The organism is Actinomyces denticolens, from assembly GCF_002072185.1.
Taxonomy (GTDB): Bacteria; Actinomycetota; Actinomycetes; order Actinomycetales; family Actinomycetaceae; genus Actinomyces; species Actinomyces denticolens.
The window spans coordinates 45,438-68,371 of the sequence record NZ_MVIW01000004.1; the positions used below are offsets into that span (position 1 = coordinate 45,438).

23 protein-coding genes and 2 tRNA genes are annotated in these 22,934 nt (G+C 71.5%); 22 read left to right on the forward strand and 3 right to left on the reverse strand.

Annotated elements, in window-relative coordinates; translation table 11 throughout:
* The first annotated feature begins 49 nt into the window (after window positions 1-49).
* From nrfH to proB, 11 genes are all read left to right on the forward strand, one after another.
* A complete protein-coding gene (gene nrfH / locus B1H55_RS01930) occupies window positions 50-529 on the forward strand; it encodes a cytochrome c nitrite reductase small subunit (RefSeq protein ID WP_073452150.1) in 480 nt (159 codons plus the stop codon).
* 13 nt (window positions 530-542) lie between these two features.
* Window positions 543-2,117 (forward strand): ammonia-forming cytochrome c nitrite reductase subunit c552, encoded by a 1,575-nt coding sequence (locus tag B1H55_RS01935; protein WP_231952551.1) that lies wholly within the window; start codon window positions 543-545, stop codon window positions 2,115-2,117.
* Window positions 2,117-3,040, forward strand: a complete 924-nt coding sequence (locus tag B1H55_RS01940) for a tetratricopeptide repeat protein (RefSeq protein ID WP_080461543.1) — start codon at window positions 2,117-2,119, stop codon at window positions 3,038-3,040. Before B1H55_RS01935 ends, B1H55_RS01940 begins: the two co-directional genes overlap by 1 nt.
* Window positions 3,040-3,864 (forward strand): cytochrome c biogenesis CcdA family protein, encoded by an 825-nt coding sequence (locus B1H55_RS01945; protein ID WP_073452146.1) that lies wholly within the window; start codon window positions 3,040-3,042, stop codon window positions 3,862-3,864. The genes B1H55_RS01940 and B1H55_RS01945 overlap by 1 nt, the downstream gene beginning before the upstream one ends.
* A 10-nt stretch (window positions 3,865-3,874) precedes the next feature.
* The gene (gene resB / locus B1H55_RS01950) at window positions 3,875-5,422 is read left to right on the forward strand and encodes a cytochrome c biogenesis protein ResB (RefSeq protein ID WP_073452144.1); all 1,548 of its coding nucleotides are present in this window, start codon (window positions 3,875-3,877) and stop codon (window positions 5,420-5,422) included.
* Window positions 5,415-6,359 carry a c-type cytochrome biogenesis protein CcsB gene (gene ccsB / locus B1H55_RS01955; protein ID WP_073452142.1) on the forward strand — a complete coding sequence of 315 codons (945 nt, stop codon included), beginning with the start codon at window positions 5,415-5,417 and terminating at the stop codon, window positions 6,357-6,359. Before resB ends, ccsB begins: the two co-directional genes overlap by 8 nt.
* Window positions 6,352-7,053: a TlpA family protein disulfide reductase gene (locus B1H55_RS01960; protein ID WP_073452140.1), complete on the forward strand. Its 702-nt coding sequence runs from the start codon at window positions 6,352-6,354 to the stop codon at window positions 7,051-7,053. Before ccsB ends, B1H55_RS01960 begins: the two co-directional genes overlap by 8 nt.
* 183 nt (window positions 7,054-7,236) lie before the next feature.
* Window positions 7,237-7,557: a 50S ribosomal protein L21 gene (rplU, locus tag B1H55_RS01965; RefSeq protein WP_073452138.1), complete on the forward strand. Its 321-nt coding sequence runs from the start codon at window positions 7,237-7,239 to the stop codon at window positions 7,555-7,557.
* A gap of 51 nt (window positions 7,558-7,608) precedes the next feature.
* Entirely contained in the window at window positions 7,609-7,866 is a 258-nt protein-coding gene (rpmA, locus tag B1H55_RS01970; protein ID WP_017178340.1) for a 50S ribosomal protein L27, read from the forward strand.
* Window positions 7,867-7,998: 132 nt separating this feature from the next.
* Window positions 7,999-9,600, forward strand: a complete 1,602-nt coding sequence (gene obgE / locus B1H55_RS01975) for a GTPase ObgE (protein WP_073452136.1) — start codon at window positions 7,999-8,001, stop codon at window positions 9,598-9,600.
* The gene (proB, locus tag B1H55_RS01980) at window positions 9,597-10,727 is read left to right on the forward strand and encodes a glutamate 5-kinase (protein WP_073452134.1); all 1,131 of its coding nucleotides are present in this window, start codon (window positions 9,597-9,599) and stop codon (window positions 10,725-10,727) included. The genes obgE and proB overlap by 4 nt, the downstream gene beginning before the upstream one ends.
* 1 nt (window position 10,728) lies before the next feature.
* Here the strand turns inward: proB and B1H55_RS01985 are convergent, their stop codons facing one another.
* Window positions 10,729-11,412, reverse strand: a complete 684-nt coding sequence (locus B1H55_RS01985) for a hypothetical protein (protein WP_073452132.1) — start codon at window positions 11,410-11,412, stop codon at window positions 10,729-10,731.
* Between the two features lie 391 nt (window positions 11,413-11,803).
* Between B1H55_RS01985 and B1H55_RS01990 the strand changes: the two genes are divergently transcribed.
* Window positions 11,804-13,150, forward strand: a complete 1,347-nt coding sequence (locus tag B1H55_RS01990; RefSeq protein WP_073452130.1) for a glutamate-5-semialdehyde dehydrogenase — start codon at window positions 11,804-11,806, stop codon at window positions 13,148-13,150.
* A 7-nt stretch (window positions 13,151-13,157) separates the two neighbouring features.
* On the opposite strand, the gene B1H55_RS01995 is transcribed toward B1H55_RS01990, so the two are convergent.
* On the reverse strand, window positions 13,158-13,934 hold the full coding sequence (locus tag B1H55_RS01995; protein ID WP_073452128.1) for a DeoR/GlpR family DNA-binding transcription regulator: 777 nt from the start codon (window positions 13,932-13,934) through the stop codon (window positions 13,158-13,160).
* Window positions 13,935-14,264: 330 nt separating this feature from the next.
* Here B1H55_RS01995 and nadD point away from each other — a divergent pair, with 330 nt between their 5' ends.
* The 7 genes from nadD (at window position 14,265) to B1H55_RS02030 (ending at window position 19,464) form a co-directional block, all read left to right on the forward strand.
* A complete protein-coding gene (gene nadD / locus B1H55_RS02000) occupies window positions 14,265-14,960 on the forward strand; it encodes a nicotinate-nucleotide adenylyltransferase (RefSeq protein ID WP_073452400.1) in 696 nt (231 codons plus the stop codon).
* Entirely contained in the window at window positions 14,941-16,755 is a 1,815-nt protein-coding gene (locus tag B1H55_RS02005; protein WP_077240008.1) for a hypothetical protein, read from the forward strand. The genes nadD and B1H55_RS02005 overlap by 20 nt, the downstream gene beginning before the upstream one ends.
* Before the next feature lie 77 nt (window positions 16,756-16,832).
* Entirely contained in the window at window positions 16,833-17,255 is a 423-nt protein-coding gene (gene rsfS, locus B1H55_RS02010) for a ribosome silencing factor (RefSeq protein ID WP_077240009.1), read from the forward strand.
* Between the two features lie 13 nt (window positions 17,256-17,268).
* Window positions 17,269-17,937, forward strand: coding sequence for a histidine phosphatase family protein (locus B1H55_RS02015; RefSeq protein WP_073452122.1), 669 nt, complete (start codon window positions 17,269-17,271; stop codon window positions 17,935-17,937).
* A 108-nt stretch (window positions 17,938-18,045) separates the two neighbouring features.
* Window positions 18,046-18,118, forward strand: a tRNA-Ala gene (locus tag B1H55_RS02020).
* A 35-nt stretch (window positions 18,119-18,153) separates the two neighbouring features.
* A tRNA-Ala gene (locus B1H55_RS02025) sits at window positions 18,154-18,226 on the forward strand.
* A 335-nt stretch (window positions 18,227-18,561) separates the two neighbouring features.
* Entirely contained in the window at window positions 18,562-19,464 is a 903-nt protein-coding gene (locus tag B1H55_RS02030) for a hypothetical protein (protein ID WP_073452120.1), read from the forward strand.
* 27 nt (window positions 19,465-19,491) lie between these two features.
* Here the strand turns inward: B1H55_RS02030 and B1H55_RS02035 are convergent, their stop codons facing one another.
* A complete protein-coding gene (locus B1H55_RS02035; protein WP_073452118.1) occupies window positions 19,492-19,764 on the reverse strand; it encodes a DUF1540 domain-containing protein in 273 nt (90 codons plus the stop codon).
* Between the two features lie 455 nt (window positions 19,765-20,219).
* On the opposite strand from B1H55_RS02035, the gene B1H55_RS02040 reads away from it, so the two are divergent.
* From B1H55_RS02040 to B1H55_RS02050, 3 genes are all read left to right on the forward strand, one after another.
* Entirely contained in the window at window positions 20,220-21,806 is a 1,587-nt protein-coding gene (locus tag B1H55_RS02040) for a sodium-dependent transporter (protein WP_073452116.1), read from the forward strand.
* A 1-nt stretch (window position 21,807) separates the two neighbouring features.
* Window positions 21,808-21,978: a methionine/alanine import family NSS transporter small subunit gene (locus tag B1H55_RS02045; RefSeq protein WP_073452114.1), complete on the forward strand. Its 171-nt coding sequence runs from the start codon at window positions 21,808-21,810 to the stop codon at window positions 21,976-21,978.
* An 83-nt stretch (window positions 21,979-22,061) separates the two neighbouring features.
* Complete coding sequence (locus B1H55_RS02050) at window positions 22,062-22,934, forward strand: HAD hydrolase family protein (protein WP_080461547.1); 873 nt, start codon at window positions 22,062-22,064, stop codon at window positions 22,932-22,934.

Sequence of the window (22,934 nt, forward strand, 5' to 3'; positions counted from 1 at the left end):
AACCGGGGGAGGGGCCCCGGTGCCGTGCACGGAGTTGTGGGGAGGGGTCATGGCGGCGGCCACCGTCAGGCGGATCGGGATCGCCGCGATCCTGCGCTGGATCGTGGCATTCGCGATCGGCATCCTCATCGGGCTGATGGCCTACACCTTCGTGTACGCCAAGGGGTTCTCCTACCTCAGTAATGACCCGCAGGCCTGCGTCAACTGCCATGTGATGGAGGACCAGTACGAGTCCTGGCAGGCGGGGCACCACCGGCACACCGCCACCTGCGGGGACTGCCACCTGCCGCATGACAACATCGTCCACAAGTACTGGGTGAAGGCGGAGGACGGCTTCCTCCACGGCTTGAAGTTCACCACCGGCGACTACCCCGAGAACATCGTCATCCGCGACGTCAACATGGATGTCGCCAACGAGGCCTGCGTGCACTGCCACGCCGATGTCACCGACGACATGCGCCATGGGGCGCTCAACCGCAACGAGGTCTACGACTGCGTTCACTGCCATTCCGGGATCGGCCATGAGTAGAGAGGATCAGGCCATGGACACCGCCGACGAGAGCCCCAAGGGGCTCGCAGCGGAGGTCGAGCGCGACAGCGCCGAGAGCCCGATGAGGGGCGAGGGCCCCGGTGAGGGGACGGCGCGGCACAAGCGCTCCTTCCTCAGGGGACCGGTGTTCATGGTGCTGCTCATGGCGCTGGTCGCAGGGGCGACCTTCGTCGTGACCATGCTGCTCATGAGCATCAACAACCACCAGGCTGAGGGCTCGCGCGCCTTCCACAACGTCGTGGAGCTCGATGAGACCTCCTACGACCCCGCCGTCTGGGGTCAGAACTACCCCATCCAGTACGCCGACTACAAGAAGACCGCCGAGTTCACCCCCGCCGAGCACGCGGGCACGATGGTGCCGCACTCGGTGGAGGGCGACCCCCGCACCGAGGTCAAGTCCCAGAAGCTGGAGGAGGACCCCCGGCTGGTCGAGATGTGGTCCGGCTACGCCTTCGCCGTGGACTACCGGCACGCCCGCGGGCACGAGTACGGCACGGTGGATCAGCAGTACACGCTGCGCAACGCGAAGGACCAGCAGCCCGGAACCTGCGCGAACTGCCACGTCTCGGCCCCGGCCCTCTACGACAAGCTCGGCAACGGCGATCGGGAGGCGGGCTTCGAGGCCACTGGCACGATGAAGCTCTCGCAAGTCCTCTCCGATGACTCGGTGTCCCACCCGGTGGCCTGCATCGACTGCCACGACCCCAAGACCATGGAGCTGCGGGTCACCCGCCCGTCCTTCATGCGCGGCATCAAGGCCCTCAAGGCCAGCCAGGGCGTGAACGACTTCGAGGTCAACAAGGACGCCACGCCCCAGGAGATGCGCACGTACGTGTGCGCCCAGTGCCACGTGGAGTACTACTTCAAGGGGGACGACAAGGTCCTGACCTTCCCCTGGGACAAGGGCATCGACATCGACAACATCTACTCCTACTACGAGGAGCAGGGCTTCACCGACTGGACTCACGAGAAGACCGGGGCGCCGATGCTCAAGGCCCAGCACCCCGAGTTCGACATCTGGTCCAACTCGGTCCACGCGGCCAATGGCGTTGGCTGCGCCGACTGCCACATGAACTACAAGCGCGTGGGCTCCGGCAAGGTCTCCAACCATCACGTCACCACGCCGATGGTGGACGTCAACGCCTCCTGCGGCACCTGCCACAAGACCGGAGACGGCGTCCTGGAGAAGCGGGTGAGGACGATCCAGTCCAACTTCATCGCCTCCCGCGACTCCGCCTTCGACGCCCTGGTGGGCCTCATCACCGATCTGGAGGCGGCCAAGACCAATGGCACCTCGCCCGAGCAGATCGCCCTCGCCCAGCAGTACCAGCGCAAGGCGAGCTTCTACCTCGACTACGTCTACTCCGAGAACTCCTACGGCTTCCACGCCCCGGACTACGAGCAGCGGATCATCAACCAGGCGGAGAGCGCCGCGCAGAACGGCCGCCTGGCGCTGACGGGCAAGACCGCCGAGGAGCTCAAGGCCTCGGACATCTCGACCGCCAACGCCGAGCACTACCCCTCGGACAAGGCGGCGACCGGCGCCTCCCAGGGCAGCGGCCACTGATGGCGGGCGCTGAGGACAACGGCGCGCAGGGCGATGCCCCGGCGCCGGACGAGGGGCGCCTCCGCTGGGTCCGCGAGCTGCTCGATGAGCTGAGCCCGCAGGAGCGCCGAGCGGTCCTGCGGGGCCGGGGAGCCTCCACGGGCTCCGAGGAGGCCGGGGCCGCCGCCCAGGGCGGCTCGAAGGACTCGGGGAAGGACCGCGCTGACGGCGTCGGCGCCGAGCCGGAGGAGCAGGACGAGTCCGAGGCCTTCTACGCCGGCCTGGAGGAGGACGACGACCTCATCGGCTCCAAGCTCGCCTCGCGCCGCGCCAAGCGGGGTAAGGACGGGCACCGGGGGCCTGCCGGCTCAACGCCGAGGCGGCGGGCGCCGTTGTCGAGCGCGGAGCGCATCGCGCTCGTCGCCGCCGTCATCCTCGGCATCGCCGCCGCGATCTGGTACAGCGACGTGGGCGGGCTCTCCTCCTCCCCCCACGGGGACGCCATGGCCGGCGCGGGCGCGCGGGCCGATGCCACCAGGCCGGGCACCGAGCAATGGGCCGCGGAGGTCTCCAGCATTCAGGCGCAGATCGAGGCCGACCCCTCGAACCTCGATCTGAGGGTTCAGCTCGGGCGCGCCTACGCCGGCCTCGGTGACTACGACCGGGCGATCGAGACCCTCACCGGCGTCACCGACGAGGACCCGGCCAAGGCGGAGGCCTGGTACTACCTCGGCTTCATCCACATGAGCACCAACCCGCCGGACGAGGCGGCCGCCAAGGCCGCCTGGCAGAGGGTCATCGACCTCGACCCCGACTCGGAGAGGGCCGGCAAGGCGCGCTCGCACATGGCCAACCTGGGCTCGCAGGGCGGTTCGGCCGGGCCGCAGGGAACGCCCGCCGATCCCATTGGAGGCGCGAGCGCCACCGCCGAGGCGGTGCCCTGATGACGTCCGTGTCCGTCCCCGTCGCGCTCCTGGCGGGCCTCATGGCCTTCGTCTCGCCCTGCTTCCTGCCACTGGTGCCCGCGCTCCTCGCCCACCTCGCCGGGCGCGGGAGCGCCGCAGCCGCGCAGATCCCCTCGCTGCGCCGCGCCCCCGTGCTCACCAGGGACGACCTCGGGAGGGCGGTGGGCGGCGGCACGGCGGTCCCGCTGAGGGCTCCTGCAGTCGGCAAGACCGCGCGCCTCGCCCCGAACCGCGTCGTGCTCAACGCCATCGCCTTCGTCCTCGGCTTCTCCGCCGTGTTCGTGGGGCTGTGGGCCCTCGTCGTCACCGGCGCCGTCGCCCTGGGCCCGCATCGCCGGACCCTGCGCCTCGTCGGCGGTGCCCTCCTGGTCATCATGGGCCTGCACGCCGTCGGATTGCTGCGGATAAGGGCCCTGGATCGCGCCCTGGGCGGTGGGCTCGGCGATGTCGGCCGCTCCGGCACAGGCGCGACCCCTGTCAGCTCGCTGCTCATGGGCTGCGGCTTCGCCCTGGGGTGGTCGCCCTGCATCGGTCCGGTGCTCGGCGCGATCATCGCGCTCGCCTCCCAAGCGGCCTCCGCCTGGCAGGGGCTCGCGCTGATGGCGGTGTTCTGCGCCGGGCTCGGCGCGCCGGTGATCGTCCTTGCCCTGGGCATCGAGCGCGCCGCCGCCAGAACAGCGTGGCTGCGCGCCCACGGCCGCGCTATCCGCATCGCCTCGGGAATCCTGCTCATCGCCGTCGGGGCCCTGATGACCATGGACCTGCTGGCCCCGCTCTCCGGTCTCGCGAGCACCCCACTATGAGGAGGACTCCATGACAGACAAGGCGCCCAAGGCCGCTCCAGGTCCGAAGAGCCCTGACTCGGCCGCTGAGGTCACCGCTCCCGACATCAGCGGCGGCGAGAGGGACGTGCCGGTCGCCGAGCTGTTCCTCTGGCTCTACCGGCTCTTCTACTCCAAGACCCTCGGCCTGACAGTGATCCTCCTGTTCGCCCTGTACGCCTTCATCGGCTCGCTCCTGCCGCAGGCGACGAAGGAGGTCCTGGCCGATCCGTGGGCCAAGGAGGCCTTCCTCAACGCCAGGCGCCCCGCCCTGGGGCGGATGACGACCGCCCTCGACGCCCTGGGCCTCTTCCACGTCTTCACCTCCATCGGCTTCTACGCAGTGGTCTCGCTACTGGCCCTGAGCATCATCGCCTGCACGGTCCACCGCATGCCCGAGCTGGTCAAGCGCGAGAGGGAGCCCCGGGTTCATGTCGCCCCCAGGTTCTTCGACAAGGCCCGCTACCGCGCGCGCATCCCCAGCCCCGACGGTGTCCCGGCCTCCCTGGAGGCGGCCCGTGAGGTCCTGCACGGGGCCCGATGGCGGGTCATCCCGGATGACCGCGACCCGGAGCACTGCCTCTACGCCGACCGCAACGCGCGCTCGGGCATCGGCACCGTCCTCGCGCACACGGCCTTCGTCCTCATCCTGGGCGCCTTCGTCGTCTCCTCCACCTGGGGCATCGAGGAGGACCTGACCGTTCCCGTCGGCTCCAGCGTCGAGATCGGCCACGGAACGGGGCTGAGCGTGCGCGCCAACTCCTTCACCGACTCCTACACCGACACCGGGCAGCCCATGGATTACGTGTCCGACCTGTCCATCCTGCGCGGGGAGGCGGAGGTCGCCCACCAGGAGGTCCGGGTCAACTCACCGCTGTCCGTCGAGGGCTACCGGCTCCACCAGGCCTCCTACGGCACGTCGGCGGATGTCACCATCGCCGACGCCGCCGGGACCGTCCTCGCCCAGCGCAGCGTGCCGCTCCAGTGGCAGACCCCGCAGAGGACCGAGGCCTACGGGCGGGTCGATCTGCCCGATGGCAGGGCCGTCTACGTCTTCCTTCCCGCCTCGGGGCAGGCGATGTCCCAGATCGCGCCGGGAACCGCCGTCTTCGGTCTGGCCCCCGACGGCCACAGCGACCCGCAGGCCGAGCAGCAGGCCGAGGCCGGGACCGCGGCCCGGCTCGAGGACCTGACCGTCACCTTCGATCGGGAGCGCCAGTACACGGGGCTCACACTCCGGCGGGACCCGGGCACCCCGATCATGTGGGCCGCCTCGGCGCTGCTGATGATCGGCATGTCGATCACGTTCCTCATGCCCTACCGGCGCCTGTGGGTGCGCGTGGAGCCCGACGAGAAGGGCGCCGGGAGCGTCATCCGCCTCGGGTCGGTCTCGCGGCTCGACATCACCTTCGAGCGCATGTTCGCCGCGCTCGTCGGGCGCATCGAGGACGCCGTCGCCTCCCCGGAGGGCCCTGAGGACCCCGATCCCGCCGCCAGTGCCAAGGAGAGCAAGGAGAAGGAGCTCAGCGACCATGAATAATGTTCTCTCAATCGGCCAGTTCCTCCTGACCTCGGCCATGGCGATCCTCGGCCTGGCCGTCGTCTGCGATGCCGTCGTCCTCACCGGGCGCGGGGCGCGGGCCCGGGCCATCCCGGCCGCAGCGGGCTCAGGCGGGGGCCGCGGCGGCCGGTCCCCCGGCAGGGCGGCGGGGAGCCGGGCGAGCCACTCGGCCCATTGGGCGCGCGCCTCACGGCCGGGCCTGCCTAGGGGACTGGCGCTGTACGCCACCGGCTTCACGGTGATCGCCCTGGCGCTCATCACCGCGTACTTGGCGCTGCGCGCCAGCGCCACCGGGTACAGCCCCTTCGCCAACCAGCATGAGTTCGCGGTGTCCTTCACCTTCGGCATCCTGCTCATGTACCTCATCGCGGAGTTCCGCTACCGCGTGCGCTGGCTGTCCATCGTGGTCCTCCCCGTGGTCATCGCCCTGCTCATCTACGCCAACAGCCAGGACAAGGCGATCAAGCCGCTCGTGCCCGCCTTGCGCAACTCCCTCATGCTGACGCTCCACGTGTTCTTCGCGGTACTGGCCTACGGGGCGGCCTGCGTGTCCTTCGCCGCGGCGATCCTCTACCTCCTCCACCCTCATCTGAAGAGGTTCCGGTCGCTCCCCTCGCGCGAGGTCCTCGACGACGTCGGCTACAAGGCCGCCACCGCCACCTTCCCGCTGCTGACCATGATGACCGTCCTGGGCGCCGTTTGGGCGAACACCGCGTGGGGCCGCTACTGGGGCTGGGATCCCAAGGAGACCGCCGCCCTCGTGACCTGGCTCATCTACGGCGCCTACCTGCATGCAAGGGTCACTAGGGGCTGGCAGGGGTCGCGAAGCGCGTGGCTCCTCGTCCTCGGATTCGGCGCCGTGCTCTTCGCCTACTTCGGGAACCACTTCTTCGGGGGACTGCACTCCTATGGCTGACAGTGAGGTCAGGGACGACGAGGCCCTCCTGGACGAGTGCGGGGCGAGCCCCGCCCTGTCGATGGCGCCCGATGCCGGGGGAGGGGATGCCGAGCCGGGCCCCCGCCGTGTCCCCATGTGGCTGAGCAACATCCTCGTCCTGGCCGTGGCCACGGCGCTCATCCTGGGCGGCGTGTGGCTGACGGGCTCGTGGCGAGCCCAGGGCCCCACCGCCGAGGCCTCCGGCCAGGGGGACGGAGGGGTGACGATGCTGTCCACGGACGCCCCCGGCGCCGCCCCCCAGGTGGGCCAGGAGGCCCCCGCATTCAGCGCCACGGATATCAACGGCCGCCCGGTGGACCTGACCGAACTGCGCGGCAGGCCCGTGTGGCTGCTCTTCGGCGCCACCTGGTGCGCCGAGTGCCGCACCGAGGCGCTGGACATCCAGGCGATCTCGGAGGAGTACGCCGAGCGGCTGACGGTGGTCGCCGTCCACGTTCAGGACAGCCCCCGGACCGTCGCCGACTACGTCCAGCGCCTGGGACTCACGCACCCCACCGTGGTGGACTCCGATGACACGATCTCCTCGGCGTACGGCGTCTACGGGATCCCCTCCCACTGGTTCATCGACGCCAACGGCACGATCGCCGCCACGAGGGTCGGCGCGATGTCCCCCGCCCAGATGCGCGAGCAGGTGCAAGCGCTCACGGGCTAGTCGTGCAGCCGGTCGCCGCTCCGTGCCGAAGAACACAGGCTCGTCGCGGCCATGGGCTTGGAGCCCCGGGAGCCTTTCACCTAAAGTAGTCAGCCGGTGCGTGTCGCACCGTTTGCCCAGGAGAGCGCCCTCCCGGTGCGGGCCGGTCCGGCCCACCGGAGGCGCTCCGCAGATTCGGAAGAGATGAGCATTCCCGTGGTCTACGCGATCGTCAAGGCTGGTGGCCGTCAGGAGAAGGTCTCCGTCGGCGACGTCGTGGTTGTCGACAAGCTTGCCGGTGAGATCGGCGACGAGGTCACTCTCGCCCCCGTCATGCTGGTCGATGGCGACAAGGTGACCGCCTCCGCCGCCGACCTTGCCAAGTCCTCCGTCACGGCTGAGATCGTCGGCGACGAGAAGGGCCCCAAGATCAACATCCTCAAGTTCAAGAACAAGACCGGCTTCCGCAAGCGCCAGGGCCACCGGGCCCAGCTCACGGCCGTCAAGATCACCGCGATCAAGTGACGCCCGGCGCCACCGAAGAATCGCACCAGTCAAGAGAGAGAGAAGCCTGAGATGGCACACAAGAAGGGTCTTGGTTCCTCCCGCAACGGCCGTGACTCGAACGCCCAGCGCCTCGGCGTCAAGCGCTACGGCGGCCAGTTCGTCAAGGCCGGCGAGATCATCGTCCGCCAGCGCGGCACCCACTTCCACCCCGGCAACAACGTGGGCCGTGGCAATGACGACACGCTGTTCGCCACCGCCGCCGGCAACGTCGAGTTCGGCACCCACCGCGGCCGCCGGGTCGTCAACGTCGTGCTCCCCGAGGCCTGAGCCTCGCGCACCCGGACTCTCGCGAGGGCGAACGGCTTGGGCCGTCCGCCCTCGCGCTGTTCCCAGGGCCGGGCCCGGGCGCCCCGGCCCGGCCCCCCCCGTCCCACTCGGCCCAATCCATGAGGAGAGACCATGCCCAGCTTCATCGACCGAGTGGTCCTCCACGTCGCCGGGGGCGACGGCGGCGACGGCTGCACCTCCATCCACCGGGAGAAGTTCAAGCCGCTGGCCGGCCCCGACGGCGGCGACGGCGGGCACGGCGGTGACGTCATCCTCGCCGTCGACCCCCGGACCACCACCCTGCTCAGCTACCATCGCGCCCCGCACCGCAGCGCCGGGAAGGGCAGCCCGGGCATGGGCGATTGGCGTCGCGGCGTCGACGGCAAGGACGTCATCCTGCCCGTTCCCGAGGGCACGGTGGTCAAGGACGACGAGGGGCGGGTCCTGGCCGACCTCGTGGGCGCGGACGCGCGTGTCGTCGTCGCCCGGGGCGGAACCGGCGGGCGCGGCAACTTCTCCCTGGCCTCCTCCAAGCGCCGTGCCCCCGGCTTCCACCTCCTGGGCGAGCCCGGACAGGTCCGCGACATCACCCTGGAGCTCAAGACCATCGCCGACGTCGCCCTGGTCGGTTACCCCAGCGCCGGCAAGTCCTCCCTCATCGCCGCCATGAGCGCGGCCCGTCCCAAGATCGCCGACTACCCCTTCACCACCCTCGTGCCGAATCTCGGCGTCGTGGAGGCGGGCCAGACCCGCTACACGATTGCCGACGTCCCCGGCCTCATCCCGGGCGCCAGTGAGGGCAAGGGCCTGGGTCTGGAGTTCCTGCGGCATATCGAGCGCTGCGCCGTCATCGTGCACGTCCTGGACTGCGCGACCCTGGAGCCCGGCCGTGATCCGCTGAGCGACCTGGACACCATCGAGGCCGAGCTGGCCGCCTACTCCGAGCGCCTCGGCGACGAGAACGACCCGGTCCTCACCGGTCGCGTGCCGCTGATGGAGCGGCCCCGCGTCGTCGTTCTCAACAAGGCCGATGTCCCCGACGCCGCCGAGCTCGCCGAGTTCGTCACCGACGACATCGCCGCCCGGGGGCTGCCGGTGCTCACGATCTCCGCCGTTGCCCGCACCGGCCTGCGCGAGCTCTCGTTCGCCCTGGCCGAGCGCGTGCGCGCCGCCAGGCGGGCCCGGCCCGTCTCCGCCGAGCGGATCGCCGAGGAGGCCGAGGCCGCCCGCCCCGTCATCCGGCCGACTGCCGTCGGACGGCGCGGCAAGGAGGACATCGCCGTCGTGCGGCCCATCAATCATCCCACCGAGGGGCGGGTGTTCCAGGTGAGGGGGGACAAGCCCGAGCGCTGGATCCTCCAGACCGATTTCTCCAACAACGAGGCGATCGGCTACCTCGCCGACCGGCTCGCCGCCGGGGGAGTCGAGGACCTGCTCGTCAAGGCCGGTGCGCGCGCCGGGGACGCCGTGCTCATCGGCGAGGTCGACGGCGGCGTCCTGTTCACCTGGGAGCCCACCATGACCACCGGCGCCGAACTCCTGGGGGCGCGGGGGACCGACACGCGCGTCGAGGACTACCACCGGCGCACCAACGCCGAGCGCCGCGTGCGCTACCACGAGCGCATGGACGCCAAGGAGGCCGCCCGCCAGGAGCTGCGGGACGAGGCCGCCGAGGGCATCTGGACCGACGCCTCCTCCTGGGGGCGCGGGGATGAGGATGGGGCGGACTCATGAGCGCGCGCCCCGCCGCGCTGCCCGAGGGATCCCGCGTCGTCATCAAAGTGGGTTCCTCCTCCCTGACCCGCGATGACGGCGGCCTCGACCTCAACCGCATCGACGTGCTCGCCAGGCTCGTGGGGGGCATGAGGCGGCGCGGTCACGACGTCGTGCTCGTGTCCTCCGGCGCGGTCGCGGCGGGCCTGCCCCCGCTGGGGATCGAGAGCCGCCCCGATGACCTCAGCATGCTGGCCGCCGCGGCCTCCGTGGGCCAGAGCCACCTCATGGCCCGCTGGCAGGCGGCGATGAGCAACTACGGGGTGGTCGTCGCCCAGGTGCTCCTCACCGCGCAGGACGTGGCCGTGCGCAGTCACTACCGGACCGTGCGCGCCACCTTCGACGCACTGCTCGACCTGGGCACGGTGCCGATCATCAATGAGAACGACGCCGTGGCCACCACGGAGTTCAACCTGGGGGACAACGACCACCTGGCCGCGCTCGTCGCCCACCTGGTGACGGCGGACGTCCTCATCCTCCTCACGGATGTGGACGGCATGTGGACCGCCCGGCCCGGGACGCCCGGTGCCACGCCCATCCGCTACATCCCCGGCGGCAGGAGCTTGGAGGACGTCGATGTCACCGGCTCGGGATCGGCCCTGGGCACCGGTGGGATGCGCACGAAGGCCCAGGCCGCGACCATCGCCTGCGCCTCGGGGACCGCCACCATCATCGCGTCGGCGGATGATGCCGCCCGATTGCTCTCACCCGGGGGAGTGCCGACCGACCTCGGCACATGGTTCGAGCCCACCGGCCCCCACCGTCCCAGCAGGCGGTTGTGGATGGCCCACGCCTCCCGCGTCGAGGGCCGTGTGCTCGTCGACGCAGGGGCCGACCACGCCCTCACCGCGGGCAAGAAGTCGCTCCTCCTGCCCGGCGTGGTGGGTGTCGACGGCGAGTTCGAGTCCGGCGCCGTCGTCGAGATCGTCGGGCCGAGGGGCCCCGTGGCCCGGGGGATCTGCCGCTACGCCTCTGCGGAGATCGAGGAGGTCCTCGACGCCCGCGGCGGCGGGGCGCCGATGCCCGACCACCTCGCGCCCGTCGTGCACCGCGACGACCTGGCGGAGCTCCCGCGCCTGGCGGGCTGAATCACTGCTGAGCCTTCCGGATCAGAGTGAGGGTGCCCTCGGAGCGCTCCAGGACGATGGAGCCATCGGCCGAGCGGGTGATGGAGCGCGCCACGAAGAGGCTCCCATCGCGGTTCGTGATCGTGTAGCCGCGCGAGTCCTGGCCGATCTCCCAGCCGTCGTACTCCGGCAGGCAGGGCGCGGGCGCACTGGCCACGGCGGAGCCGACATAGGTGTGGTCGGCGTTGAACGTGGCCTCGAGCCCGACGCACTCGGGAGCGGACGCCTGGGAGATCGTGAAGGTGGCGCCGCTGAGCGCGGACTCCAGCGCGCCCTTCTCCGAGCTGATCGAGGCCTCCGTCGACGCGCGGTTCTCCGTGGCCCGGGCGGAGGGGACCGGTGATGCCTGCTCGGTGGGGGAGGGGCGGGTGGCGGCGCTTTCGGGGCTCGCGCCGGTGCCCACCGAGGTCGGGGTCGTCTCAGGCTGGATCGACGCCGGCGCGTGGCCGGCGCCCGTGGCCCGGTCGGGCTCGATGGCGAGGCCGCCGCCGGCGGCGCCCGGGGGGACGACGATCGTCGGTTCCGGGGAGACCGAGGCCCCGCCGGGGCGCCCGCCATCATCGGCCGGCGCGCTCTGGCAGGCGGCCAGCGGCGCGAGGATCGCGAGCGCCAGGGCGCCGAGCGGGGCGCGAAGGCGAGGTCTCATGTGCTGACTCCTCGAGAGACTGGGTACCGCGCCCATCGCACCGTGAGCGGTGCCGACGGCACGGGGCGGGGGCACCGGAAGGCGCCGGAACTGCCACGACGTGACCAGGCGTTGTTGGAGTTTACCGCGATGAGGGGATCGTGCCCAGGGCGAGGATGGTGACGGCGACGCCGCCGCGGATGGAGCGCATGGGGACCTCATCGGGAAGGATCGGATAGGTGACAGCCACCACGGTATGGAGTGAGGTGGGTTGTGAACAGCAATTTCTTCTCCTTTCTCGTCCACTGAGACACGGACTGGGCCCGCTGGAGGCGCCCGCGGTCAGGATGCGGCCCTCTCACTCCCTGTTCCCCCGATACGTGAACCTCCCCGCGGACCGTAGGCTGGCCGCATGACGACGACGCGGTCCGCCCCGCCCAGCACCAGTGCCGCCCATGCCCCATCGGCCCAGCCCGACGCCCATGCCCTCGTCCGCGAGACGGGCCTGGCGGCGCGGGCGGCCCAGCGCGAGTTCGCCGGGGCGACCCGGGCGGTCAAGGACGCCGCCCTGCTCTCCATGGCCTCCGCCCTGCGCGCCCGGAGCGGGAGCATCCGCGCGGCCAACGAGGATGACCTGGCCGCCGCCCGCGAGGCCGGCATGAAGGAAGGGCTCGTCGACCGCCTGGCCCTCGATCAGGCCCGGATCGAGCGGATCGCCGCATCCGTGGAGGAGATCGCCGCCCTGCCCGATCCCGTCGGCCAGGTCGTCGACGGCTCCGTCATGCCCAACGGGCTGCGCGTGCGCAGGCTCCGCGTCCCCATGGGCGTCGTCGGCATGATCTACGAGGCCCGGCCCAATGTCACCGTGGACGTCGCCGCGCTCGCCGTGAAGTCGGGCAACGCCGTCGTCCTGCGCGGCGGCAGCGCCGCCGGGCGGAGCAACGCCGCGATCGTCGCCGCGCTCCGGGCCTCCCTCGCCTCCCAGGGCCTGCCCGCTGACCTCGTGACCACCATCGACCCCGCCGGGCGGGAGGGCGCTCAGGCGCTCATGCGCGCCCGCGGCCTCATCGACGTGCTCGTGCCCAGAGGCGGCGCCGGCCTCATCCGCGCCGTCGTCGAGAACTCCTCCGTCCCGGTCATCGAGACCGGCTCGGGCAACTGCCACGTGTACGTCGACGCCAGCGCCGACCTCGCGGCGGCCGTGGGCATCATCGTCAACGCCAAGACCCAGCGCGTCGGGGTGTGCAACGCCGCCGAGACCCTGCTCGTCCACCAGGACGTCGCCCGGGAGTACCTCCCCGCCGCCGCCCGGGCCCTCTGGGAGCGCGGGACCATCCTTCACGCCGACGACGCCTCCCGCGCCGTCCTGGCCGATCCCGCCGTCGAGGCGGGCATGGAGCGCCTCCTCGTCGCGGCGGTCGAGGAGGACTGGGAAACGGAGTACGGCTCCCTGGACCTCGCCGTGCGGGTCGTCGACGGCCTCGAGGCGGCGATCAGCCACATCCGCCGCTACACCACCGGTCATACCGAGGCGGTACTCGCCCAGGACGTGGCGGTCGTCAACCGCTTCATCGCCGGCATGGACAGCGCCGCCGTCATGGTCAACGCCTCCACGCGCTTCACCGATGGCGGCCAGCTCGGCCTGGGCGCCGAGCTCGGCATCTCGACCCAGAAGCTCCACGCCCGCGGACCCATGGGCCTGGCCGATCTGACGACGACGACGTGGGTCGTCGAGGGCGATGGGCACGTGAGGCCCTGAGGCGCCCTCACACCGTGATGACCTCGATGCCGGCCCGCCGCAGGGGCTCGAGCTGCTCAGGGGCGGCGCCCGAGTCGGTCAGCAGCGCGTCGACGCGGTCGGCCCGGCAGATCAGCGCGAAGGCCGCCGTGCCCAGTTTCGTGTGGTCGGTGACGACGACGACCCTGCGCGCGCAGCGCACGAAGGCGGCGCCGACCGCGGCCTCGCCCTCGTGCTGCGCGTAGGCCCCCCTGGCATCGATCCCCTCGACGCCGAGGAACAGCGTGCCGATGGTGATCTGGGGGAGGATGAGCTCGGCCAGTGGGCCGGTGAGCTCGTAGGAGCGAGCGCGTGCCACGCCGCCGGTGACCACCACGCGCACGCCCTGGCGCACGGTGAGCTCGGAGGCGATGTTCACCGCGTTGGTCACCACCGTCACCGGCTGCTCGGGATCGGAGGCGCCCTCCAGGAGGGCGATCTCGCGGGCCACCTCCGTCGTCGTGGTCCCGCCGTTGAGGCCGACCGTGCCCCCGGCGGGCACCATGCCCGCCGCAGCGCGGGCGATCCGGGTCTTCTCATCGGACATCCGGGAGTTGCGGTAGCGCAGGGGGAGCTGCGCCGAGGTCGGATTGGCCGAGGCACCGCCGCGCGTGCGGGTCAGGAGCTGCTGGTTCGCGAGCAGATCGAGGTCGCGCCGTGCCGTGGCCGCTGAGACGCCGAGGCGCGAGACGATGTCGTCGATGTGGACTCCGCCCTCCTCGACGACGATCCCCAGGATCGCGGAGAGTCGTTCATGCCTGGACATGAGGGTTCCTCCTCGGCCGGTCAGGCCCCAGCGGGCCGCGCGGGCCCCGCCGAGGGCACGTCCTTCGGCTGGTCGCGGCGGATTATGGCGGTAGGGACGCGATCGTGTTGAGGCGTCCCAGGTCAGGAATAGGAAGAATGATGGCACTTCGACGCGCCTAGCACGCGGGAGCCACGCGACTCAAGGGCTGAGGGGAATCCCACGAGACGCGCTGACGCGCGCCGCGAGGCCCCCGAATTGTGCGCGTCATGGCAGGATGGGGGCATCCCGTGCGTGCGCGCGGGACCGACCGAAGGAGTATTCGTGCTCAAGAGCGCTGATGAGGCGGGCGTGGCGCAAGGAGCGCCGCGCCGGCTGCGCATCGGCATCATGGGCGGCACCTTCGATCCCATTCACCACGGGCACCTGGTGGCGGCGAGCGAGGTACAGCACGCCTTCGACCTCGATGAGGTGATCTTCGTCCCGACGGCGACGCAGCCCTTCAAGAAGGACCGCCGAGTCTCTCCCGCGGAGCACCGCTACCTCATGACGGTCATCGCCACCGCCTCCAACCCGCGGTTCACCGTGTCCCGGGTCGATATCGACCGCGGGGGCACCACGTACACGATCGACACCCTGCATGACATCGCCGCGAAATACCCTGGCGCCGAGCTCTACTTCATCACTGGAGCCGACGCGCTCGCGCAGATCCTCACATGGAAGGACAACGAAGAGATCTTTGAGCTCGCCCAACTCGTGGGCGTGACCCGGCCGGGCCACGCCCTGACGGATATGGGCCTGCCTGAGGACAGGGTCTCCCTCATGGAGGTCCCCGCGATGAGCATCTCATCAACGGACTGCCGTGAGCGAGTGAGTGACGGGGGGCCTGTGTGGTACCTCGTGCCCGACGGGGTGGTTCAGTACATTCGCAAGTACGGCCTCTACCGTAGGGCCGGGCGGGCGTCATCGACGACGTCGATGACCGCACGCGTCGCGCGAGAGCAGTCGCTCAGGAAGGAGAACGACGGTGAGCCCGGAGCCCACTGACGCCACGACATCCGATTCTACAGGCGACCCGAACCACTCCAGCCGCCGGTCCATCCGGCAGGCGGAGCGCGAGGCGGAGCGCGAGGCGATCCTCACCGGTCAGCAGCCCCTCCTGACCCGGCGGGAGATGAAGCGCCTGCGCGAGGAGGCCGAGGCGCTGCGCGCCGCCGTCGCCGCGGGTGAGATCACCATCGAGCAGGCCCGGGCGCTCCAGGACCCGCTGGCCGACGAGCACAACATCACGATCTCCTCGTCCTCGGCGGCCTCCTCGGCCGAGGCCGCGGGCGGATCCCACGACTACTCCGCCTCGGAGGGAGCGCTCGGCGTCGGTCACGGCTCCGGGCCGGAGGGCCCCGACGAGCCCGTCGCGACCCCCGGTGGCGGTGTCGTCGCCGAGCCCGCCGCGACCGAGGTGAGGGGGACGTCCTCGGCGGGGGTCGACTCCTGGCAGTACAGCTCCGCGCCGCCCGCGGGGCGCGCCGGGGACTCATCGGAGCACTCGGCGCCGGCCGATGAGCGCCACGGCCGCACGAGCCACGCGGCGGCCGCCCGGGCCGAGGAGCCCGCGGCCGGCCATGATGACGGCCCCTCCGAGGTCGCGGAGCTCCCGTGGGTGCGGGCCTGGTACGCCAGCCCCCAGGTCGCCCCTCCCGGCACATCCTCGGCCGCCGCGAGCGGGCCCGCCGATCCGTCCCCGAGGCCGCACGACGACGCCGGAGAGGCCCCCTCGTCCTCCGCGTCCCACGCGCCCGGGCGCACTCAGGGCGAGCAGACGACGGCGCGCGAGCAGCAGATCGGCTCGGCCGACTCGTTGAGCGCGGATCAAGTCGCAGAGATCTCCGAGGCGGAGACCGGGGTTCTGCCCGCGTCCGAGCTCCCACTCACCCAGGACGGCGCGGGTCAGATGGCGCCGTCGGCGGGTCTGGGATCCGGCAGCGCCGGCGAGCAGAGTCCGCCGACATCCCCCTCGCGGCGCTCGCTCATGGAGCGGGGCGCGCAGGCCGACTCCCCGAGTACCGCTCAGCAGTCCACGTCGCCCCAGCCGCAGCGCGGCTGGCAGCCGCCTCAGGCCGACCGGGGCTACGAGCCCACCTGGCGGGCGGCCGCCCGCGAAGGCTCCGGGCTCGATTCCCCGCGGGCCGGGACCTCCTCGGCTCCGGGGGAGGGGACGCCCACCGCCGCGCAGCCCGGCGGCGCGACGGCGGAGCCCTCGGCCCCCAGCGCCCTCCGCCGTCCCATCGTGCGCATCCCGGCGGCCGCCCAGGGCGTCCGCACGATGAACTCCAGCACCGGCAGGCTCAGCTCCGTCCAACCCGTCGACGAGGACTTCGATGGGATCGACTCCCCGCAGTGGCGCGCCCTGCGCTCCGGGGACGAGGCCCCGCTCGAGGCCGGGGCCTCCGTCCCCGCCGGGCCCGCCGACACCGTGGTGACCAGGGTGCCCGCGGATCTGAGGGATGATCCTGCGGGAGATCCCTCCTATGTCGTCCCCTCGCCCTACGGCACTTACGGCGGCTACAACGAGCCGGCCGCGCCGACGGCCCCCGCCGCGGCCGAACCGCAGTCCGGTCAGCCCTCCCTCGGGGTCCAGCCCTCCGCCGAGTCCTGGGAGGACGTGACGCGCGCGGGCAAGGACTCCTCGGGCTCCCCCGCCAGCCGTCGGACGCTCGCCTTCTTCTTCGCCCTCGTCCTGGCGGTCGTCATCCTGATCATCATCTGGTTCGTCGCCACGCAGCTGGGCGGCTCCTCGGTCAATGCCGAGGCGGCGCCCTCCTGGACGCCCCTCCTGACCTGATCGCGTCGGCCCGGTGGCCACCGCGCGGCCCATCGGGTCATAATCCGCCATACTCGCCCACCCCCGGAAGGAGCCCCATGGCCGCAACCGAACGCGCCGTCGAGCTGACGATCGCCGCCGCGCGCGCGGCCGCTGAGAAGAAGGCGGAGGAGAGCATCGCGATCGACGTCTCCGAGCGCCTGGCCCTCACCGACGTCTTCCTCGTGCTCTCCGGTGGCGGCGACCGGCAGGTGCGCGCGATCGTCGACGCCGTCGAGGAGGCCATGGCGCGCGCCGGCGCCAAGCGCCGGATGCGGGAGGGCCTCGAGGAGGCCCACTGGGTGCTCCTGGACTACGACGAGCTCATGATCCACGTCCAGCAGGCTGAGGACCGGGAGTACTACGGCCTGGAGCGCCTCTGGAAGGACTGCCCCCTCATCGCACTGCCCCCGGAGCTCGCCGGGATCGCCCGGGCGGCTGAGGCTCCCGAGGCTCCCGCGACAAGCGGGGCCCGGGGATGAATCCGGCACGGCTATGACCGACATCATCCTGTGGCGCCATGGGCAGACCGACTACAACGTGGGGCGCCGTGTCCAGGGCCGGGTGGACATCCCCCTCAACGCCGTCGGCCGGGCCCAGGCCGAGGCCGGCGCCGAGCTGCTGGCCGATGTCCTGCGCTCCCCGGGCGGCGCGCATGAGGCGGAAGGCGGGGCGTCAGCGCCCTGCACGATCGTCTCCTCACCGCTTCGCCGGGCCCGGGCGACGGCGCAGGCGCTGGCCGCGCGCCTCGCCGTGGAGGTGACGACGCATCCCGGGCTCGCCGAGCGCGACTTCGGGCAGTGGGAGGGGCTCACTGTCGAGGAGATCGAGTCCGGCTGGCCCGACGCCTACGCCATGTGGCGCACGGGGCATGACCCCCAGGGCGTCGAGGTCGAGCCCCGCAGTGCTGTGGGCCGGCGCTTCAGCGACGCCGTCAGGAGCCTCGCCGCGACTGCGGGTCAGGGGCCGCTCGTCGTCGTCGCGCACGGATCGGCCATCACTCAGGGCACGACGGCGCTGCTGGGCATGGACGCTTCCAGCTGGTTCGGGCTTCGGGGCCTGGACAACGCCCACTGGGCGCGACTGCGCTCCTCCCATCGCACCCCCGGATGGGAGCTCCGGGACTGGAACGCCGGCGCCGAGCCGACGGCCCTGCTGCCCTGAGGCACGCGCCCCGCGCGGCTCGGTGAGCCAGCACACGTGCGGTGGATTTGCCCAGGAGCCCGCGAGTCCATAGAGTTGTCCGCGTCGCCCGGCGGGTGGCGCCCGTGAGGGGCTATGGCGCAGTTGGTAGCGCGCTTCCATGGCATGGAAGAGGTCGGGGGTTCGAATCCCCCTAGCTCCACGATCCGATCGGCTCCGCCGTGAGGGCATCCCTTCGGGGCTATGGCGCAGTTGGTAGCGCGCTTCCATGGCATGGAAGAGGTCGGGGGTTCGAATCCCCCTAGCTCCACCCCTCGCACGAGGCCCGAATCCCTCCATCATCGATGATTGGATTCGGGCCTCGTGCGCACCTGGGCCCAGATGAGGGCCTCGGTGCTGGGCTCATAGCGCGCTTCGCGTTGATGGGGTTGGATTTTGTTGATATTGCGGGATTCCGCCGCGTTGGGGTCGGTTCGTTCCAGGCCCGATCGCGCGCCATCGCAATCCTCATGCCAAGGGCTGTCCGCTCCAGCGCTTCCGCGGCCCCTTCATCCACCCGCGGGCTCGACATACCCCCACCCCCTGAGGGTAGCCTCACCTGTGGTGTGAGGGCGCCCCGCCCGATCGCCGGATGAAGGAGACGGCATGAGCCCTGCCCATGAGCACCAGAGCACCGGCGCGCCCGGGATCGACGAGCGCGCGCGCCGCACGGCACGCAGGCTTCTCGCGGGCGCCGGGAGCGCCACCGTGAGCGCCTACAGGCTCGACCCCTCCAGGGCCGGCGCCTACGTCGCGCACGCGCTCGACGTCGATGGCCTCATCCTCATCGCCATCCGCCCCCAGCCCGGCACGCCCCTGGCCGACGCCCCGGACGACCGCCTCATCGATGTCCGCCTCGACATCGTCCTGGACTCCTCCGAGCCCGGCATCCGCGTCACCGCGGCCAGCGCCCATGTCCTGGGCTCCCTCCGCTGGGTGCCCGCCAACTGGGTCGAGACCGTCCTCGCCGAGAGCGCCACCCCCGTGTGCCACTGCGCCATCACGGGGGAGGACCCCCTCGGCCGCGTCAGCGAGCTCGCCCGGACCCCCGGCGCGCGCCTCGCCCTCGTCCAGGGCAGTCGCGTCATCCTCCACGGCCCCGACGGCGTCTCGCGCCACATGGTGGAGGACCTCGCCGGCCAGGGCGACGAGGACTCCGCGACGCCCGGGACCGCCTGGTCCCCGCTGGAGGTCCTCGACGCGCATGAGGCCGTGCGCTCCCTCGGAGACCTGTCCCTGCGCGCCCTGTGCGAGGCGGTCGTCGCCGACGAGGCGCCGGGCTCACTGTGCTCGAGACGGCCCAGCGTCGGGGTGGCCCGCAGCCTCATCGAGCGGGTTCTCGTTGTCGACGTCGACCCCTGGGGCCTCACCCTCATGCATGTCGGCGCCGACGAGACCCGCACCGTCCTCGTGGCCCTCCCCGGCGCGCCCCTGGCCCCGGCCGAGATCGCCCCGGTCCTGGGAGCCCTCGCCGACGAGCTCCTGCCCGCGCGCTTCGAGCTGGGCTGAGCCGCGCATCCGCCGCGGGCTCGCGCGTCAGCTGGCCTCGTAGGACAGGCACGCGGCGGTGTCACCGCCGATGCTCACGCCGTCGGCGGTGCACATGAGGTCGGAGTTGTGCACGCACTCGAGGCGCTGACAGGCGCCCACGTGCCCCTCGGCGACGGGCAGGCCGCCCCGGGCGTCCAGGGTGATGAAGGTCGAGCAGGCGGCCGCGCCGTCGACGGTGATCGCGAAGGCGGTGCAGCCCCCGTTGTTGAAGGCGCAGGAGGTGGTGGTGCAAGTGGAGATGGGGGCGACGGCGGCCATGATGGGCTCCTCTCGGATGGCGCCTCGCGGCGCTGGTGACTCGGACACCAATAAGGTCGCCCCGATGCGCCGGTCCGGCCAAGGAAGGCGATCCGAACCCTGCTCGCGGGGGGCCGGGATATCGTTGTCATTCCGGGGTTTCCTCGCTATTGCGCCGACGGGAGCGCCGACGGCGGCCGGGCCGTTCAACGGGACGAGTTGCCGCCTCAGGATGTTTCCAAACAGGGCCAGGTGAGCCTGGGCTGCCACATTTTCGCAAGCGCGCAATGGCCTCGAGGCGCCCGGCCGGCGCGGACTGGGACATGCGTCCCGGATGATGGACCGCCCGCGGGCGGTGGTGCGAGCGCGGCTACGGTGCCGAGGTTCGCCCCAGGGCGCGCATCGCGCGATCCCGCGGCATCCTCGATCCCCGGCGCCGGGCACCATTCCGACGCCCCACCCCAGGAGGGCACAGCATGTCGTCCAGCACCGACGGCGCCCCAGCGGCGCAGGCTCCCGAGCGAGAGCAGTGGAGCGGCCAGGTCGGCTTCCTCTTCGCCGCGATCGGCTCGGCCATCGGGCTGGGGAACATCTGGCGCTTCCCCGGCGTCGCCTACTCCAACGGCGGTGGAGCCTTCATGATCCCCTACATCATCGCGCTCCTGTTCGTCGGCATCCCCGTCCTCTTCCTCGACTACTCCCTGGGCCACCGCCTGCGCGGCAGCGCCCCGGCGGTCTTCCGCCGCCTGAGCCGACGCTTCGAGTGGCTCGGCTGGTGGCAGGTCTTCATCTGCTTCGTCATCATGACCTACTACGCCGTGGTGGTGGCCTGGTCGCTCAGCTACACGGTCTTCTCCGTCACTCTGGCCTGGGGCGACGACGCCGGCGGCTTCTTCTCCGAGTACGTGGGCACGGACCAGTTCGGCGACGCCGCGCCGTCGTTCTCGATCACCCCCATGGCCGGGGTCATCATCCCCCTGGTCATCGTGTGGGCCTTCGGCATCGTGACCATCTCGCGCGGAGTGAGCAACGGCGTGGAGAAGGCCAACAGGATCTTCCTGCCCCTGCTGGTCGTCATGTTCCTCGCGCTCGTGGTGCGCTCCATCCTCCTGCCCGGCTCCACCGGCGGGCTCAACGCCCTGTTCACCCCGGACTGGTCCTCGCTGGGCGACTTCAAGGTGTGGATGGCCGCCTTCGCGCAGATCTTCTTCTCCCTGTCCATCGGCTTCGGCATCATGCTCACCTACGCCTCCTACCTGCGTCCGCGCTCCAACCTCGTGGGCACGGGCCTCGTGGCGGCCTTCGCGAACTCCTCCTTCGAGGTCCTGGCGGGGATCGGGGTCTTCTCAACGCTCGGATTCATGGCCCACGCCCAGGGCATCTCCGTGGGTGAGATCGACAAGATCTCCGGGCCCTCGCTGGCCTTCGTCACCTTCCCGACGGTCATCTCCCAGATGCCCGGCGGCGCGATCTTCGGCGTGCTCTTCTTCGCGTCCTTCGCGATGGCGGGGCTGACCTCCTTCATCTCCATCATCCAGGTGGTGGTCCCCGGGATCTCCGAGAAGACCGGCCTGTCCATCCCGCGCGCCACCCTCCTGGTCTGCCTGCCCTCGGCCGCCCTCTCGCTCCTGCTGTTCGGCACCGCCTCAGGACTGTTCGACCTCGACATCGTCGACGCCTTCATCAACAACATCGGCGTGGTCGGCTCGGCCATCATCATGTGCATCGGCGTGACCTGGGTGCTGCGCCGCGCCAAGCCGCTCCAGCGCCACCTCAACCTCGTCTCCGAGACCCGTGTGGTGGGGGCCTGGTGGCGATTCCTCATCGCCGTCGTCGCCCCGCTCGCCCTGGGCTACATGATCGTCCAGACCGTGCTGTCCTACGTCCGGGACGGCTACGAGGGCTACTCCGACGCCATGATCGGCGCCTTCGGCTGGGGAATGCTCGCCCTGGGCGCCGTCATCGTCGCCGTGCTCACGCTCGCCAGATGGCGGACCCCGGTGGACGACTTCACCCCCATCGACCTGGACGCCCCTCTCGCCACCATCGAGGAGGAGAACTGACATGACCGGCGCCGCCATCATCCTCATGCTCGTCGCGATCATCATCATCTGGGGCGGTCTGGCCGTCTCCGTCACCGCCCTGTACGTGCGCGGGCGCCGGGAGGAGCGGGAGGCCCGCAAAGCGGCCCTCGCCGTGGCCCGCGAGCACTTGCGCGGCGGGCAGGGCTCCTGAGCCCGGAGCACCACCCGCCGGGCGCGGCGCGCCGGGCCCCGGTCCGTTTCCGCGGATCGGGGCCCGTGGGCGACAATCACCCCATGACCACCTCTTCCGACGCGCCGGCGCTCCCCGCGCTGGTGGCCTTCGACCTCGACGACACCCTCGCCCCCTCCAAGTCCGCGATGCCCGAGCCGATGGCCGCCGCCCTGCGCTCGCTGCTGGACGTCGTCCCCGTATGCGTCATCTCCGGGGGCCAGATCGGCCAGTTCCGCGACCAGCTCCTTGCCCACCTCGGCGCCGACGACGCCGAGCTCTCCCATCTCCACCTCATGCCCACCTGCGGCACCCGCTACTACGTCCATGGCGCCGGTGGGGCCGATGACCGGTCCCCGGGCGCCATCGAGGGCATGCCCGGCTGGCGGCTCGTCTACGCCAATGACCTGAGCCCGCAGCAGATCGAGGAGGGCTTCGCCGTCGTCGAGGCCGAGGCCCGCCGCCTGGGCCTGTGGGAGGAGCGCACCTGGGGCGACATCCTCGAGGACCGCGGCAGCCAGATCACCTTCTCCGCCCTCGGCCAGGAGGCGCCGCTCCAGGCCAAGCGCGCCTGGGACCCCACGGGGGAGAAGAAGGGCGCCCTGCGCGACGCCGTCGCCGCCCGCCTGCCCGGGCTCGAGGTCCGCTCCGGGGGCTCCACCAGCGTGGACATCACCCTCAAGGGGGTCGACAAGGCCTACGGCATGACCCGCCTCGCCGAGGTCACCGGCATCCCCGGGGAGCGGATGCTGTTCGTCGGCGACCGGCTCGACCCCGAGGGCAATGACTACCCGGTTCTCGCGCTCGGCATCCCCTGCCACGCCGTGTCCGGCTGGGAGGAGACCGCGATCTTCGTCGCCGACCTCGCCCAGCGCATCGCATCCGCCGGGGCGGGCGCCGCCCCGGATTCCGGCACGGCGGGCTCCGGGGGCGCCTGA

Bases quoted from the DNA above. Each gene is read 5' to 3' on its own strand.
- nrfH (WP_073452150.1), top strand. From the start codon at position 50: ATGGCGGCGGCCACCGTCAGGCGGATCGGGATCGCCGCGATCCTGCGC.
- B1H55_RS01935 (WP_231952551.1), top strand. From the start codon at position 543: ATGGACACCGCCGACGAGAGCCCCAAGGGGCTCGCAGCGGAGGTCGAG.
- B1H55_RS01940 (WP_080461543.1), top strand. From the start codon at position 2,117: ATGGCGGGCGCTGAGGACAACGGCGCGCAGGGCGATGCCCCGGCGCCG.
- B1H55_RS01945 (WP_073452146.1), top strand. From the start codon at position 3,040: ATGACGTCCGTGTCCGTCCCCGTCGCGCTCCTGGCGGGCCTCATGGCC.
- resB (WP_073452144.1), top strand. From the start codon at position 3,875: ATGACAGACAAGGCGCCCAAGGCCGCTCCAGGTCCGAAGAGCCCTGAC.
- ccsB (WP_073452142.1), top strand. From the start codon at position 5,415: ATGAATAATGTTCTCTCAATCGGCCAGTTCCTCCTGACCTCGGCCATG.
- B1H55_RS01960 (WP_073452140.1), top strand. From the start codon at position 6,352: ATGGCTGACAGTGAGGTCAGGGACGACGAGGCCCTCCTGGACGAGTGC.
- rplU (WP_073452138.1), top strand. From the start codon at position 7,237: ATGAGCATTCCCGTGGTCTACGCGATCGTCAAGGCTGGTGGCCGTCAG.
- rpmA (WP_017178340.1), top strand. From the start codon at position 7,609: ATGGCACACAAGAAGGGTCTTGGTTCCTCCCGCAACGGCCGTGACTCG.
- obgE (WP_073452136.1), top strand. From the start codon at position 7,999: ATGCCCAGCTTCATCGACCGAGTGGTCCTCCACGTCGCCGGGGGCGAC.
- proB (WP_073452134.1), top strand. From the start codon at position 9,597: ATGAGCGCGCGCCCCGCCGCGCTGCCCGAGGGATCCCGCGTCGTCATC.
- B1H55_RS01985 (WP_073452132.1), bottom strand. From the start codon at position 11,412: ATGAGACCTCGCCTTCGCGCCCCGCTCGGCGCCCTGGCGCTCGCGATC.
- B1H55_RS01990 (WP_073452130.1), top strand. From the start codon at position 11,804: ATGACGACGACGCGGTCCGCCCCGCCCAGCACCAGTGCCGCCCATGCC.
- B1H55_RS01995 (WP_073452128.1), bottom strand. From the start codon at position 13,934: ATGTCCAGGCATGAACGACTCTCCGCGATCCTGGGGATCGTCGTCGAG.
- rsfS (WP_077240009.1), top strand. From the start codon at position 16,833: ATGGCCGCAACCGAACGCGCCGTCGAGCTGACGATCGCCGCCGCGCGC.
- B1H55_RS02015 (WP_073452122.1), top strand. From the start codon at position 17,269: ATGACCGACATCATCCTGTGGCGCCATGGGCAGACCGACTACAACGTG.
- B1H55_RS02030 (WP_073452120.1), top strand. From the start codon at position 18,562: ATGAGCCCTGCCCATGAGCACCAGAGCACCGGCGCGCCCGGGATCGAC.
- B1H55_RS02035 (WP_073452118.1), bottom strand. From the start codon at position 19,764: ATGGCCGCCGTCGCCCCCATCTCCACTTGCACCACCACCTCCTGCGCC.
- B1H55_RS02040 (WP_073452116.1), top strand. From the start codon at position 20,220: ATGTCGTCCAGCACCGACGGCGCCCCAGCGGCGCAGGCTCCCGAGCGA.
- B1H55_RS02045 (WP_073452114.1), top strand. From the start codon at position 21,808: ATGACCGGCGCCGCCATCATCCTCATGCTCGTCGCGATCATCATCATC.
- B1H55_RS02050 (WP_080461547.1), top strand. From the start codon at position 22,062: ATGACCACCTCTTCCGACGCGCCGGCGCTCCCCGCGCTGGTGGCCTTC.